Annotated in this window: 10 protein-coding genes; 1 reads left to right on the top strand and 9 read right to left on the bottom strand. The window is 72.5% G+C overall.

The features are described from left to right. Positions 1 to 357: 357 nt before the first annotated feature. On the bottom strand, positions 358 to 4,083 hold the full coding sequence (locus ACFYYN_RS30185) for a S8 family serine peptidase (protein ID WP_500548260.1): 3,726 nt from the start codon (positions 4,081 to 4,083) through the stop codon (positions 358 to 360). A 494-nt stretch (positions 4,084 to 4,577) separates the two neighbouring features. Here ACFYYN_RS30185 and ACFYYN_RS30180 point away from each other — a divergent pair, with 494 nt between their 5' ends. After that, positions 4,578 to 5,369 carry an SAM-dependent methyltransferase gene (locus ACFYYN_RS30180; RefSeq protein WP_500548259.1) on the top strand — a complete coding sequence of 264 codons (792 nt, stop codon included), beginning with the start codon at positions 4,578 to 4,580 and terminating at the stop codon, positions 5,367 to 5,369. Positions 5,370 to 5,410: 41 nt separating this feature from the next. Here the strand turns inward: ACFYYN_RS30180 and ACFYYN_RS30175 are convergent, their stop codons facing one another. The 8 genes from ACFYYN_RS30175 to ACFYYN_RS30140 all read right to left on the bottom strand — a co-directional run bounded on the left by ACFYYN_RS30175 (position 5,411) and on the right by ACFYYN_RS30140 (position 14,567). Continuing rightward, complete coding sequence (locus ACFYYN_RS30175) at positions 5,411 to 6,475, bottom strand: LLM class flavin-dependent oxidoreductase (protein ID WP_500548258.1); 1,065 nt, start codon at positions 6,473 to 6,475, stop codon at positions 5,411 to 5,413. A 10-nt stretch (positions 6,476 to 6,485) separates the two neighbouring features. Beyond that, entirely contained in the window at positions 6,486 to 8,165 is a 1,680-nt protein-coding gene (locus ACFYYN_RS30170; protein ID WP_500548257.1) for a dipeptide ABC transporter ATP-binding protein, read from the bottom strand. 26 nt (positions 8,166 to 8,191) lie between these two features. Beyond that, complete coding sequence (locus tag ACFYYN_RS30165; RefSeq protein WP_500548256.1) at positions 8,192 to 9,130, bottom strand: ABC transporter permease; 939 nt, start codon at positions 9,128 to 9,130, stop codon at positions 8,192 to 8,194. Next, entirely contained in the window at positions 9,127 to 10,086 is a 960-nt protein-coding gene (locus ACFYYN_RS30160) for an ABC transporter permease (RefSeq protein ID WP_500548255.1), read from the bottom strand. The genes ACFYYN_RS30165 and ACFYYN_RS30160 overlap by 4 nt, the downstream gene beginning before the upstream one ends. 3 nt (positions 10,087 to 10,089) lie before the next feature. After that, complete coding sequence (locus ACFYYN_RS30155) at positions 10,090 to 11,709, bottom strand: ABC transporter substrate-binding protein (protein WP_500548254.1); 1,620 nt, start codon at positions 11,707 to 11,709, stop codon at positions 10,090 to 10,092. Between the two features lie 231 nt (positions 11,710 to 11,940). Beyond that, positions 11,941 to 12,057 (bottom strand): putative leader peptide, encoded by a 117-nt coding sequence (locus ACFYYN_RS30150; protein WP_500548253.1) that lies wholly within the window; start codon positions 12,055 to 12,057, stop codon positions 11,941 to 11,943. Positions 12,058 to 12,069: 12 nt separating this feature from the next. Further along, a complete protein-coding gene (locus ACFYYN_RS30145) occupies positions 12,070 to 13,470 on the bottom strand; it encodes an NtaA/DmoA family FMN-dependent monooxygenase (protein WP_500548252.1) in 1,401 nt (466 codons plus the stop codon). Beyond that, the gene (locus tag ACFYYN_RS30140) at positions 13,467 to 14,567 is read right to left on the bottom strand and encodes an LLM class flavin-dependent oxidoreductase (protein ID WP_500548251.1); all 1,101 of its coding nucleotides are present in this window, start codon (positions 14,565 to 14,567) and stop codon (positions 13,467 to 13,469) included. Before ACFYYN_RS30140 ends, ACFYYN_RS30145 begins: the two co-directional genes overlap by 4 nt. Positions 14,568 to 14,583 lie beyond the last annotated feature (16 nt).

Below are 14,583 nucleotides of genomic sequence, written 5' to 3'. Positions count from 1 at the left end.
TCCCGACGTGAGAGCCGGCCATGCACGCCAATTGAGTCAGCCAGTCAACTTCTTGCGGAAACTGCGTCATTAGGTTTCTCGTACGTCTCGGTTTTGTCAACAGCTTGTAATTCAGGGGTAGTTGAGGCCGAGGCGTGCTTGCGTCACTTGCGGATCGTTTGCGCGCGTGGGCCTGTGGGTCGTGGCGGCATAGACCCTGGTAGACCCTAGGAACGGCGGCCCGATGAGCCGGAGTCGGCGTGGCGAACGCTCGGAGGGGATGCAATTTATTGAGTGCTCTACGCAAGATCGCTGGCGGGCATGCGAAAGGGCCGGTGCCCGGCACGATGTCGTGCCGGGCACCGGCCCCTCACGGTGTCACTTCAGGCCGAAGGCCCGGGTGACGGTCTGGGTGACTCCGCCGCCGTTGCGCTGCTCGGCGGTGACGCGGATCGACACGTAGCCGGCCCGGTGCGGCGCGTTCAGAGCCGCCTGCCAGGTGCCCTTCTTCTGTTTGAGCCCCTGCCGCAGCCAGGTCCTGCCGTCGTCGTAGGAGACCTCCAGCCGGACCGAGGAGACCGCGTCCCCCGCGGCCGAGCTGCCGAGCACCACCGGAGAGACGGAGAGTTCCGTCCTGCGCTGCGCCCGGCCCTCGGCGTCCAGTGCCGTGCCGTAGTCCAACTGCACCAACGGGACGGCCTGCACACCCTCCGGCGCACCGGAGCTGAAGCGCCACTCGGTGCGGGTGGCGGTGGAGTAGGGGCTGAGCGCGGTGTCGCCCTTGGTGTCGACGACCAGCCGGTACGGGAGCTTCTCCGGCGCCAGGTCACCCGCGCCGAACCAGGGGAAGCCCTCCATGTGGGTCAGTTGGCGGTCGCCCTGGTAGAACGAGATCGCCTGGTACATGCCCGACCCGCCGCTGTGCGCGGAGCCTGCGTCGCCGAACCCCTGGATGTAGGCGCTCATCGCGTTCTCGCCCCGGTACGGGAGGTCGGAGGTGACCATGCGGGGCCGGGTGATGGGCCCGAACCAGCGGTCCTTGTGCACACTTCCGGCCCGGTAGGTCAACAGGTCCGTCGACGAACTTCCCCAGCCGTCCAGCGTGGCGTTCTGCTGCCACGTGACCCCGGCCGTGACCCACTCGGTCCGGCGCCCGGGGGCGGCCACCTCGGCGGGGAGCGCGTTGGGCGAGAACCCGTTGTACGGCGGGTAGTCGTACGACGGGAAGTCCAGCCGCGACTCGGTGACCTGCCGCCCCGGAGGCGGAGTGAAGTCGACGTCGACGCGCGCGAGGCTGCGGGCGTCCGTCCTGGCGGAGGGATCCGCGGGGATCCGTCCGAGGTGCTGGTCGACCAGGTCGTACAGGTACTTCGGCGCGGGATGCGCCTCGACCGCCAGCCGCACGCCCTTCCTGCCCGCGGCGGTGGCCTCCTTGATCAGCGCCTCCCCTTCGTCCAGGGACAGCGAGGCGACCGGGAGCTGCCCGGTCGTCACCTTGTCGGGGTCGCCGTACCAGTCGCTGCCGCGGCCCTCGCGGTCGTTGACCACCAGGAGCAGTGCCGCACCGGCGGCGCGCGCCGCCGCGGCCTGATCGGCCGGCGTCACGGCGTCGCTGTCGCGGACCACCACGGCCCGGCCGCGGGCGGACACGCCGGCGTACTCGGCCCGCGTGCCGGTACCGGCGAAGACGGCGTCCAGGCGCGAGGTGCCGTCCCGCAGCGGCCGGGAACCGGGCTGCACGAGGGGGTCGTCGAGGCGGTGGCCCCGGTAGGTGATCTCCAGGGGCCGCTGCTCGGCACGGATCCTGGTGGTGAAGACGAAGCTTCCCTTGCGCACCTTGTCCTTGGTCGGCAGCGCCCACAGGCTGTCGTACGTCGCCGAGGGCCAGATCCGCTCGCGCAGGGCGCTCCCGTCGCCGGGGGTCGGAGTGCCGGAGGTGAAGGAGCGGTACAGGTCGATCCTGCTGCTCACCACGCTGGTCGGCTGCGGTGTCGCCACCTTGACCTGGCGGGCCCGGGAGGCGTCGAGCACCACGGAGCGGTCGCCGGTGAGCTCGATCTCGGGTGCCGTCAGCACCGCGAGCCCGAGGGAGTGGGGCCCGTGGAGTCCCTGCACGTCCGCCAGCGACGCGACCATGTAGGAACCGGGCGCCCAGCGGCTGGTCAGCGACCCGTCGGGAACCCACAGGTAGGTGGAACCGCCGTCCGCGCTCCGGACCTCGACCTCGCCGCTCGCGGGCCGGCCGGAGCGGTCCTTCAGGCGGATGGTGAGGTCGTACTTCTCGGACTCCACGGAGACCCCGACCGCCGTGTGGACGTCACCGCCCGCGTGGCGTGCCGTGACCCGGGCGCCGTACTGGCCCGCCGCGAGGCCCTTCGGATTCACCACGACCTCGGCGGTGGCGGTGCCGTTCGCCGGAACCGTCACCCGGTCGCCGGACAACGCGAACACCTGCGCCGGGGAGTCGCCGCGGTCGACGGAGAGCTGCAACGTGATCGGGCGGTCGGTGGTGTTGGTGTAGGTGATCTGCCGCTTGACCGGCTGGCGCTGCGCACCGGGCGACCACCGCACCAGCCCCGCGTCGACCGATCCGGTCGCGATGACCTGGTCCTGGTTGTAGGCGGCGGCCACGTTCAGCCGGCCGGTGCCCGCCCGGTAGGGGCTGTAGTCGGGGGTCGGCACGGTGGTGCCCATCAGGGCGTCCTTGATCTGCCGGCCCGTCCACCGCGGGTGCTTCTGCGCCAGGAGGACCGCCGCCCCGGCCACATGGGGCGTGGCCATGGAAGTGCCGCTGTCGACCCGGTAGAAGCCCTCGCCCCACTCCATGTACTGCGAGCGCGCCGCCAGCACGTCCACGCCGGGGGCGGTCATGTCGGGCTTGATGGCGTCGTCGTTCATCCGGGGTCCCGCGCTGGAGAACTCGGCGACGTGGTCGGACGCGTCCACCGCGCCGACGGTGAGCGCGGCGTCCGCCGTCCCGGGCGCTGCCACGCTGTACGCGCCGGGCCCGTCGTTGCCCGCGGCGATGACGAAGAGCGCACCCGTCTCGGCGCTCAGCCGGTTGACGGCCTGGCTCAGCGGATCGTCCTGGGTGTGCCAGCCGCTGACGCCCAGGCTCATGCTGACCACCTTGGCGTGCTCGGTCCGCGCCGCCCACTCCATACCGGCGATGATCCCCGAAATGGTCCCGGATCCGGTGTCGTCCAGGACCTTGCCCACCAGCAGGTCGGCGCCGGGGGCGACCCCCTGCTCCTTGCCGCCGGAGGCGGCGCCCGTCCCGGCGACGGTGGACGCCGTGTGGGTGCCGTGCCCGTTCCGGTCGACGACGTTCCCGTCCGGGACGAAGCTGCGGGACGCCACGACGCGGTCCACCAGGTCCGGATGGGTGGCGTCCACCCCGGTGTCGAGGACGGCCACCCGCACCCCGGCTCCCGTGCCTCCCGCGGCCCAGGCGGCGGGCGCCCCGACCTGCGCCGTGGTGTCGGCGAGCGTCGCCTTCGCCTTGCCGTCGAGCCACACCTTGTCGACGCCGGCGGTGAACCGCGGTGCGGCCGCGGCCCGTTCGGCGTCGGCCCGCGCGGTGCCGGTGAGGGACGACCAGAAAGCCGCCGTCTTCGACCGCCGGGTGCGGACCGCCTCGCCGCGGACCGAGGGAAGGCTGCGCGTGGTCTCGGCCCCCGGCAGCGCCGAGGAGCGGGACGTGAGGGTGGCGGAGCCCTCGGTGCGGGTGACGATCAGGGGGAGCGCGCTGAGGTGCGCGTCGTCGTAGCCCTGGGCGATCAGCTGCGTGACGTTGAAGAGTTGCTTGTCGAGCAGCCCCTTCGCGATGTACGCCACCGCCTCGTCGGGGAACACGTAGGTGTCCCCGCCCTCGGTCGCGACGCGCACCGAGCCCGTGGCCCCCGGCGCGCGCTCGACCTCCACCGCGGGCGCGGTGCCTTTCGGCCCCTGGGTCACCGTCACCTTGTCACCGGTGACCAACGTGACCCGTGCGGGCGTGCGTTGTGCCTCGGCGGTCGCGGGTGTCGCCGGGGCCGACGGGGAGGGGGGAACGCTGTTCGCCGCTCCAGGGGTGACGAGAGCGACGACAACGGCGGCAGCCACGGCCGCCGCATATCTTCGGGTAGAAGGGGGTCTCACATTGCCCTCCAGCGTGGATGATTGCACGAATTCGATCACCACTGAAGAGGACGTGTAAAGAGCTTGAACCTGAGGCTATCGGAATGTAGCGTTCTCTGTTTTCGGGTCGGATGGACCTGGTCGTGGCGGCCGGGTGAGGTGCCCTCAGGAGGCCCCGATGACCTGCGGGTTAAGAGCCCGGGGGAGGGTCCGCGAAATTTACCGACCGGAAACCAAAGAACTCCACCGGCGATGCGGCCGGGGCCCCGCTTTCCCCGAAAGTTTCGAGGAGGGGAATGAATGCTCCCACCGTTTTGCCGTGAATTCGGGAGCGCCCGAAGATGTCGCCATTTGTGACACCAAAGCCGTGGGGACGCGGCCGTGACCTCAGCCAACTCCCCATGCTGGCCTGGGACATGGTGTGCGAGACTGCCGTGATCGACAGCACGACCGACCCCCCCTCGGCGATGGAGTCCGTCATGACGACCGGCACCACCCCCCACTCACCGCGGATCGACACCAGCAGGGCCCACCCGGCGCGCGTGTACGACTGGCTGCTGGGCGGCAAGGACAACTACCCCGTCGACGAGGCCGTCGGCGAGAAGCTGCCGCCCGAGGCGCGTGACGCGGCCCGGCAGAACCGGCAGTTCATGCAACGGGCCGCCGCCTGGCTCGCCGCGCAGGGCGTCGACCAGTTCCTCGACATCGGCTCGGGCATCCCCACCGAACCCAACCTGCACCAGATCGTCCAGCGCGTGACACCGGCGGCGAAGGTCGTCTACACGGACAACGACCCCCTCGTGCTGCACCACGCGCAGGCGCTGCTGGCGGGCCGCCCCGAGGGCGTCACGGACTTCCTCGAGGCCGACGTCCGGCGGCCGGAGGAGATCGTCGAGCACGCGCGGGGCGTCCTGGACTTCACACGCCCCGTCGCGCTCTCGCTCATCGCCCTGCTGCACTTCGTCCCCGACGAGCAGGACGCCCACGGCATCGTGCGCCCCCTGCTGGCCGCGCTGCCGCCGGGCAGTTACCTCGTCCTGTCCCACGCCGCGTCCGATCTCTTCCCGGAGCTCGCCGAACAGGTCACCGCCGAGTACGCCAAGGGCGGCATCCGCCTCGGCTTCCGTTCGCGCCCGGAAGTCGCCCGCTTCTTCGACGGCCTGGACCTGGTCGCCCCCGGCCTGGTGACGGCCCCGGAGTGGTTCAGGACCTCCCCGGCGCCGTCCCCCGAGGACAGTGGGATCTACGCAGGAGTCGCCCGCGTCCCGTGACGCCGCAACGGTGCGAGACGCGCTCCGGCCGGGTCGCAGCGTCACCGTCCGGCGGGGAGCGGCCGTCCGGCGGGCAGGTCGTCCTCGGCGGGCCGCCACCCCAGCTCGGGCGCGACCAGGTGCCGTAGGTCGTGCAGGATCTGCTCGTACTCCTCCCGGTGGAACTCGTACGGCAGCTCCAGCCGCAGCTCGGTCACCGAGGCGAGGACGGGGTCCGCCGTCAACCGTTCCAGGATCTGCTCTGCGGTCCCGACCACATCGGGAGCGAACAGGACCTGCTTCGGGCCGAAGGCCCGCGGGGCAAGGGTGCGCTCGCGCCGGCCGGCCGCGTAGCGCTCGTAGCGGGCCCGGGTGACCGCGTCGGCGCTGTCCAAGGGCACGATCACACGCCCCACGGCCACGCGCGGCGCCGGCCGGGCCTCGTCGAGGGCGCGCCGGTACTCGGAGAGCAGGTTCGACTGGGCCGTCGTGAAGTCGTCGGTGCCCTCGCTGCTGACGATGTTGCCGGACAACAGGTTCAGGCCGTTCCCGGCGGCCCAGCGGACCGAACGCACGCTGCCGGCGCCGTACCAGATCCGGTCCACCAGCGCGGGGTCGTGCGGTTGCAGCCGCGGCCGCTGGGTGTTCCCGGGCGACTGGATCACCGTGTCAGGGCCGCCGAGGTAGTGGCCGCGCAGGTTGTCGACGAGCCGGGCGATCCTGCCGTACGACAGGTCCAGGCTGCGCCAGTCGCCGTCGTGCACCAGGTCGCCGAGCAGCTCGGCGTGGGGCATGCCGGTGCTGAAACCGGCCTGGAGCCGTCCCCGGGACAGCACGTCGGCCAGCGACAGGTCCTCGGCCAGCCGGAACGGGCTCTCGTACCCGATCGGGATGACCGCGGTCCCGAGCTCGACCCGCCGGGTGCGCTGCCCGGCCGCGGCGAGGAACACCGCGGCCGAGCCCACCCCGTGTTCGAGGTGGCGCTGCCGGATCCAGGCGCCGTCGAAACCGAGCCGTTCGCCGTACTCGAACAGCTGCAGCGTGTGCTCCAGACCGGTGTACGGATCGTCGTCCTCGAAGTTCCCCGGAGTGAGGAACGCCAGGGAGGTGATCCCGGGGTTGGTCATGGGTGCCTCCTCACGGCGTGGTGGGCCCGGCGGCAGCGGAGGGGCGAGGCCCGCCCGGGATCGCCGCGAGCAGTTCGCGGGTGTACGGGTGGCGGGGGCGGGCGAACAACTCCTCGGCCGTCCCGGTCTCGACGATGCGCCCGGACCGCATCACGGCCACCTCGTGCGCGATCTGCCGCACCACTGCCAGGTCGTGCGAGATGAACAGGTAGGCCACCGCCGTGTCGGCCTGGAGCTCGGCGAGCAGATCGAGCACCTGGGCCTGGACGGACACGTCGAGCGCGGACACCGGCTCGTCGCACACCACCAGGTCAGGGGAGAGGGCGAGGGCGCGCGCGATCGCCACGCGCTGCCGCTGCCCGCCGGACAGCTCGGCGGGGCGTCGGTCCAGGGTCGAGGCGGGCAGCGCCACCCGGTCGAGGAGTTCGCGCGCCCTGGCCAGCCGGGAGCGCCGGTCGCCGACCCTGAAGGCGCGCAGCGGTTCGGTGATCACCTCGCCGATGGAGAACCTCGGGTCCAGCGAGGCGTACGGGTTCTGGTAGACGAGTTGGGCCCGGCGGCGCAGTTGCCTCGTCCCTTCGCCGCGGACGGTCGTGACGTCGGCGCCGTCGAACAGGATGCGTCCCCCGGTCGGATCGGTCAGGCGCAGCACCAGGCGGGCGGTGGTCGACTTCCCGGAGCCGGATTCGCCGACCAGGGCCAGGGTCCGGCCGCGGTGGATGGTGAAGCTGACGTCGTCGACCGCGCGCAGCGTCCGGGCGCCGCCCGCGGCACGCGGCAGCCGGAACTCCTTGACGGCACGGTGGACGTCGACCAACGGCGGTGTCTGCGCGCCCGCGGTGCGCGCGCCTGCGGTGCGCGGGCCGGCCGCGGCCACGGGACGAGCCGCGTTCAGGCCGGCGGCGCTCGCCAGGAGCCGGCGGGTGTAGGGGTGTTGCGGGTCCTCCAGGACGGCGCGGGTCGGGCCGGACTCGACCACACGTCCCTGCGACATCACGACCACGCGCTGTGCCCGGTCGGCGGCGACCCCGAGATCGTGGGTCACGAGCAGGACCGCGGTGCCGTACTCCGCGGTGAGGGCCTGGAGCCGGTCGAGGATCACCCGCTGCACGGTGACGTCGAGCGCGCTGGTGGGCTCGTCGGCGACGACCAGTTGCGGATTCGCGGCGACGGCCACGGCGATCAGCGCCCGCTGGCGCATGCCGCCGGAGAGCTCGTGCGGATACTGACGTGCGCGGACCGCCGGATCCGGCAGCCCGGCCCGGCCCAGGACGGCGATCGCCTCCGAGGGTGCGGTGCGACGGGTCGCCAACCCGTGGATGCGCAGGACCTCGGCGACCTGTTCGCCGATGCGCTTGACCGGGTTGAGCGACACCGACGGGTCCTGGGGCACGAGTCCTATCCGTGCACCGCGCACCCTCCGCAGTTCCGCCTCCGGCAGTGTGGTGAGGTCGTGCCTGCCGAAGCGGACCGCACCGGCCTCGATCCTGCCGTTCGCGGCCAGCAGCCGCGTGATCGCGTGCGCGGTCGTGCTCTTGCCGGACCCCGACTCGCCGACCACGGCGACCACTTCACCCGGCAGCACGTCGAGGTCCACGCCCCGCACCGCCGGCACAGGGCCGCCGCGGGTGTCGTACGACACCGTCAGGCCGCGTATCTCCAACAGCGGTGTGGCCACGTCCTCATCCATTCGGGTCGCGTCGGTCAGGGGAGCGTTCATCGCTGCCGGGACGTTTCGCCGTCCAGCGCGCGTGCGATGCGGTTGGTGGCCAGGACCGTCGCGGCGATGACCAGGCCGGGCAGCGCGGTGAGCCACCAGGCGTTGCCCAGGTAGTTGCGGCCGTGGGAGATCAGCGTGCCCCACTCGGGGGCCGGCGGGGGAGCGCCGTAGCCCAGGAAGCTCAGCGCGGACACGGACAGGATCGCGGTGCCGAGTTCGAGGGTCGCCAGCACGACGACCGGGCCCGCGGCGCCTGGCAGCACGTGCCGGCCCAGCACCGAGTACCAGCGGGCCCCGCAGGAGCGTGACGCCTCGACGAACACCGCCTGCCGCACCCGCAGCACCTCCGAGCGCGCCACCCGGGCGAACCCGGCGACGCTGGCGATCCCGACCGCGACCGCCACCTTCACCGTCCCGTACCCCAGCGCGGTGACCAGGGCCAGGGACAGGAACAGCGCCGGGATGGACAGCAGCACGTCCACGATGCGCATCAGGACGTCGTCGACCCAGCGGCCCGTGAAACCGGCGAGCAGACCGAGCAGGCCGCCGACCACGAAGGCGACCGCCACCGCGATCAGCGTCGCCTTGAGGGAGAGCTGCGCCCCGTGGACGACACGGGAGAACAGGTCACGTCCCAGCTCGTCCGTGCCGAACCAGTGCTCGCCGCTCGGGCCGCGGAAGTTCTGCGACGGCACCCCCTCCAACGGGTCGCGCGAGGTGAACAGCCCCGGACGGAACGAGGCCAGGACCACCAGGACGACGACGAGGGCCGAGGCCGCCAGTCCCGGGCGGCGCAGCAGGAACCGCAAGAACCGCAGGACCTGCCGTGCCCGGGCGCGGCGGCGGGGTCCCGGGTCCGTGCCGTGTCCTGGGCCGCCCGGTCGTGCCGGGCCCGGGCCGGCGTCGGTCGAGTCCTCGACAAGGCTCTGGCTCATGCGAAACGCGCCTTCCTGCTCGAGGCCACCACGACCCGCGGGTCCAGCAGCGGATAGACGAGGTCGACGACCAGGTTCGACAGCACGAAGACCAGTGCCCCGAACACCACGACCCCCTGGACGAGCGGGATGTCCTGGGCGGTGACCGCGGCGGCCGTCACACGGCCCAGGCCGTCGCGGGAGAACACCGTCTCCACGACCACGGAACCGGCGACGAGCTGCCCGACCAGCAGCCCGACGACCGTGAGGGCCGGCAGGGACGCGTTGCGCAGCGCGTGCCGGAGGAGGACGCGCCACCGGCCGGCGCCCTTGGCACGGGCGGTCTCCACGTAGGCCTGGTCCAGCGCCGTGAGCAGGCTCTTGGCCAGTACCTGCGCGACCAGTGCGCCGGTGGGGACGGCCAGTGTCACCGCGGGCAGCACCAGCCCGCGCAGCCCGTCGTTGCCGAAGGCCGGGAACCAGCGCAGCCGGAAGGAGAACGCCTCGACCAGGACCAGCCCGACCCAGAACGTCGGTACCGACACCCCGAGAGGCGGCAGCGACAGGAGCACCTGCCGCAGCCACCGGTGCCCGGTGGACGCCGCCAGCACCGCCACACCGCCGCCGAGGACCACCGCGAGCAGCAGCGCCGCCCCGGTGAGCTGCAGGGTCTGCGGCAGCGCGTCGGCCAGGGTCGCGGACACCGGCCGGCCGGTGGTGACCGAGTCGCCGAAGTCGCCGCGCACGGCCCGGCCGAGGTGGTCGGCGTACTGCGCCAGTACCGGTTTGTCGAATCCGTACTGGTGCCGGAGCGCGGCGAGCTGCGCCGGATCGATCTCGGCCGAGTCCGATCCGGCGCCCGCCATCGCCGACACCGGATCGCCCGGCAGGAAGTCGAGCACGAGGAACGACACGGTGTACGCCGCCCACAGCACCCCGGCCGCCTGCGCGAGTCGCGCGATCACGTAGCGGTACATGCGCTAGCCGATCCAGGTGTCGTGCAGCTGGATCCTGCTGGAGGCGTCGAAGTCGAGGTCGTGGACCTTCCTCGACACACCCAGCTGGGTCTGCAGTTCGACCACTGGCACGGAGTAGGCGTTCCGCACGAGCAACCGCTGTGCCTCGCCCACCAGCCGGGTCCGCTCGGCCGGGTCGGTGGTCGCCGCCTGCCGGTCCAGCACCGAGTCCAGCGGGCTCGGCGGCAGGCGGTACGAGTTGGCCAGCTCGGTGGAGTACGAGCTGCGCAGGATGTCGGGGTCGGCGCGGGTCACGTTCCCCCACAGCCCGTCGAAGTCACCGGACTGCTGCACCTGGGCGATCTGGGAGATCTGCAGTTCCTTGAGCACCACGTCGACACCGGCGGACTTGAGCTGCTGCTGGATCAGTTCCAGGGCCGGCTGGTTCGTGGCCGCGTTCGCGAACCACTTGACGGTCAGGCTCAGTCTGGTGCCGTTCTTGGAGCGGATGCCGTCCTGTCCGCGCTTCCAGCCGGCCGCGTCCAGCAGGGACGCCGCCTTCGCGGGGTCGTGGGCCAGGTCGGGGCCCTGGTCCTGATAGCCCGGCGTGGTGTGCGCCAGGACGCTGGTCGCCGGCCGGGTGCCGGTGGGGAACACGGTGTCGGCGATCTGCTCGCGGTCGATGGCGTACCGGATCGCCTGCCGTACGCCGGCGTCCTTCAGGACCGGCCGGGAGTTGTTGAGCCCCAGACCGAACACGACGCCGGGGTTGGCCCGGCGCTGCAGCGTCACCTGACCGCCCTTGAGCGTCGCCTCGTCCGCCCGGCCGACGCTGCCGATCGCGTCCACCTGGCCGGACTGCAGACTGCCGGCCCGCACGCCTGCCTCGGGCACCACTTTGAACACGAGCCGGTCCAGGTACGCCTCGCCCGTCTTGAGCCAGCGCGAGGAACCCCAGTCGTACCCCGTGCGCTTGGCCAGGGTGGTCGACTGGTTCTGCACGTAGCGCTCGAGTACGAAGGGCCCGGAGCCGACCACGCCCTGGCTGCACCGGCGCTGCGGGGTCTTCTTCACGGTCGCCGACGACTCGATGCCGAGCGAGTGCGTCGACGTGGCCTGGAGGAACTGGGCGTTGGGCTTCCTGAACCTCACCCGGACCGTGAGCGTGTCGACCGCGGTCGTGCCCTCGACGCCGCTCAGGTATCCCTGGGCGAGGATCGCGAGGGCGCCGAGCTTGGGGACGGCGTCGAAGTTGTCCTTGACCACCTGCGCGGTCAGCGGTGATCCGTCGCTGAAGGTGACGCCCGGTCTGAGGTGGAAGGTGAACGTCGTTGCGTCCGGGCTGACCTCCCAGCTCTCGGCCAGCCACGGCACGATCTTCCCGGTCTCCGGGTCCTGGTCGGTCAGGGAGTCCACGACCTGGCGCAGCGAGTAGATGGTGTCGTTGCTGCCGACCTGCTGGGGATCGACGCATCCCGCGTCGGAACCCACGGCGAAGGTCAGGGTGCCACCGGGCCGGGCCCGGCCGGTACCGCTGCCGGGATCGCCGCCGCTCGACCCGCATGCGGTCAGCAGGACGCCGGCGGTCAGGAGGACGGACAGCGCCGCCCACCGGGTGGATCGGGAACGCTGATGAGCTGTCACGGAGGTTTCTCCTACTCGTGTCACCACGCACCGGGCCACGCGAGCGCTGGCCGTGCACGGACGTGCCGCCCCGCCGGGCACGACGCCGCGACGGAGTGACTGTGTTCAGTGGGCCTGGGAAGCCGGAGGGAGCCCGGTGGCGCGGGACGACGCACCGGACACACCTGCCGGGAGGTGCGGAAGGCAGGAGCCGCGGCCGGCGGGGAGGTCAGCCGGCCGGGCGGATCCGGATCAGCCCTGACACAGACAGCTGGTGAAGCGCTGCAGATCGATGTGGCGGCGGCGGGAGAGGCCGGAGAACAGTGTCGCCGCCGCGAGGGAGGCACTCAGGTCGCTGGTGTGGCGCATGCCGCGGCCCGGTCAGCCCGCCGCACGCTGTGCGGACGCCGAACGGTGGGCGAGCGGTTCTCGCAGGCCGAGGTGGGAGCGGAGCGTGGTGCCGGTGTACCCGGTGCGGTAGACGCCACGTTCCTGTAGCTCCGGGACGAGCAGGTCGACGATGTCGTCGAGACCGTCCGGGATCAGGTAGGGCGTGACGTTGAAGCCGTCGACCGCCCCGTGCCGTACGAAGCGGGCGAACCTGTCCGCGAGGCCGGAGGGCGTGCCGACGTGGCCGCGCTGGGGGCCGAGCGCGATGACGGTCTCGCGCAGCGACCAGCCGTGCGCCTCCGCCTTGGCCCGCCACTCGGCGACCACGGTGCGGGGATCGGTCACGCGCCGGGCACCGAAGGAGCCGTCGTTCTCGCCGACCACCGGGTCCTCCTTCGGCAACGGCCCGTCGGCGTCACGCTCCGACAGGTCGGTGCCCCACAGCAGCCCGGCGATTCCCAGCGCCGTGGCAGGTGTGACCTGCTGCGACCGTATCCAGCGCTTCTTCTCCCGCGCCTCCTCCTCCGTGGCGCCGATGATGATCTCCGTGCCGGGCAGGATGCGCAGGTCGTCCTCGGGCCGTCCGGCCGCGCGCAGCCGCCGCCGGATGTCCGCGGCGAAGGCCAGCGCGTCGTCGAAGTCGTCGCCGTGCGCCGAGAAGATGACGTCGGCGTTGCGGGCGGCGAAGTCGCGGCCCTCACCGGAGTCCCCCGCCTGGAAGATGACGGGGTGGCCCTGGGGGCTGCGCGGCAGGGTCGGAGCGAGGTCGACGTCGAACTGCGGCCCTTGGTGGCGTACGCGGCCCACGGCGCCCGGTACCGCCCAGGCCGGCGCGGACGCGGAGCCCGCGACGGCACCGTCCTGCCAGCCGTCCCACAGCGCACGGGCCACGGTGAGGAACTCCTCGGCGCGCCGGTAGCGGTCGCCGTGGTCGAGGTAGCCGCCGCGGCGGAAGTTCGCGCCGGTCCAGGCGTTGTCCGTGGTCACCACGTTCCACCCGGCGCGGCCTTCGGAGAGCAGGTCGAGCCCGGACAGGCGGCGGGCGAGGTCGGCGGGCTCGTTGAAGGTGGAGTTGGAGGTGCTGACCAGGCCGATGCGGCGGGTGACGGCGGCCAGCGCGGCGAGCTGGGTGATCGCGTCCGGCCGTCCGGCCACGTCGAGGTCGTGGATGCGGCCGTCGACCTCGCGCAGCCGGAGCCCCTCGCCGAGGAAGAAGGCGTCGAACAGGCCCCGTTCGGCGGTCCGGGCGACCCGGCGGAACGAAGCGGGATCGATCTGGGAGCCGCTTTCCGGGGCGGACCAGATGGTCCAGTGGTTCACGCCCTGGAAGAACACCCCGAAGTGCAGCTGGGCATGGGGCCGGGGGACATCGAGAGGATCGGTGCGGGTCATCGGGCGTCCTCCTGGGCGGCCGCGGTGGCGAAACGGTTGGCGGGGCGCTGGAGACCCAGGGCCGAGCGCAGCGACGTGCCAGGTAGCGGGCGGGCGGTGATCCGCCGCTCGGCGAGGGCGGGCAGGACGAGCCGGGAGAGGACGCAGAGGTCCTCGTCCAGCACCAGCGGATGCAGACGTACGCCGTCGACGGCACCGCTCAGGTCGTCCAGCAACGCGACCAGCCGCCCGGCGGATCCGACGTGCCGCAGCCGGCCCCGGTCGGTCCACGGCGCGTGGCGCTCCAGGTCGGCGACGCGCTCGGCACCACCGGCCGCCGGGGTGTCGAGCGCGACCTCGACCTCCGCGAAGACGCGAGGTGTGCCCGCGGCAGCGGCCGCCGCCGCGACCGTCCTGACGTCGCGGCCGGCGACCAGCGCGACGTCCAGGTGCGCGGCGGGGACGAGATGCGGCCGGCCCAGGACGACGAGCTGCCCCTGCGGCGGGCGCGGCACGATCGCCGGGCCCTTCACGGCGTACGACTCCCCGGTGAAGTCGACGTAATGGAGCCGGTCACGGTCAAGGTAGCGGCTGGTGGCCACCGAACGGATGACGGCGTCGTCCTCCCAGGAGTCCCACAGCGCCCGCACCACCTCCACGGCGTCACGGGTCTCCGCCGCCCGTGCGCGGGAGTCGGTGACCGGCGGCCGCCCCCACGCACGAGCCGCCCCGGGATGGTCCTCCTCGGTGACGACCCACGCCCCGCGCCCGGCGGAGACGTGGTCCAGGGACGCCAGCTGGCTGGACACGTGGAAGGGTTCGGCGTAGGTGACCGGCAGGACCGGCGCGATCCCGATGGTGCTCGTGGACGCGGCGATGAAAGCAGCCCGTTCCACCGCGCCGATGCGGCCCACCGGATCCGGCGCTGCCCCCGGCGGCAGCACGCCGTCGTCCAGGGTGAGGAGGGTGAACCCGGCGTTCTCCGCCACGGCGGCCACACCGGCCACGCGGCGCGGGGTCAGGAGCCGGTCGGGGGAGTGGTCCGCGCGGCGCCAAGCCGCGGGGTGGGCGCCCTCGCCGTCGATCTCGATGGCGAGGTGCAAAGGGGGACGGGACATGGGCGGGCGGTCCTTC

This window comes from Streptomyces sp. NPDC001902 (assembly GCF_042891295.1).
Lineage (GTDB): Bacteria > Actinomycetota > Actinomycetes > Streptomycetales > Streptomycetaceae > Actinacidiphila.
Note: the sequence above shows the minus strand (reverse complement) of the source record. Positions and strands in the feature narration are given on the sequence as shown.

Bases quoted from the DNA above. Each gene is read 5' to 3' on its own strand.
- ACFYYN_RS30180 (WP_500548259.1), top strand. From the start codon at position 4,578: ATGACGACCGGCACCACCCCCCACTCACCGCGGATCGACACCAGCAGG.
- ACFYYN_RS30175 (WP_500548258.1), bottom strand. From the start codon at position 6,475: ATGACCAACCCCGGGATCACCTCCCTGGCGTTCCTCACTCCGGGGAAC.
- ACFYYN_RS30170 (WP_500548257.1), bottom strand. From the start codon at position 8,165: ATGGATGAGGACGTGGCCACACCGCTGTTGGAGATACGCGGCCTGACG.
- ACFYYN_RS30165 (WP_500548256.1), bottom strand. From the start codon at position 9,130: ATGAGCCAGAGCCTTGTCGAGGACTCGACCGACGCCGGCCCGGGCCCG.
- ACFYYN_RS30160 (WP_500548255.1), bottom strand. From the start codon at position 10,086: ATGTACCGCTACGTGATCGCGCGACTCGCGCAGGCGGCCGGGGTGCTG.
- ACFYYN_RS30150 (WP_500548253.1), bottom strand. From the start codon at position 12,057: ATGCGCCACACCAGCGACCTGAGTGCCTCCCTCGCGGCGGCGACACTG.
- ACFYYN_RS30145 (WP_500548252.1), bottom strand. From the start codon at position 13,470: ATGACCCGCACCGATCCTCTCGATGTCCCCCGGCCCCATGCCCAGCTG.
- ACFYYN_RS30140 (WP_500548251.1), bottom strand. From the start codon at position 14,567: ATGTCCCGTCCCCCTTTGCACCTCGCCATCGAGATCGACGGCGAGGGC.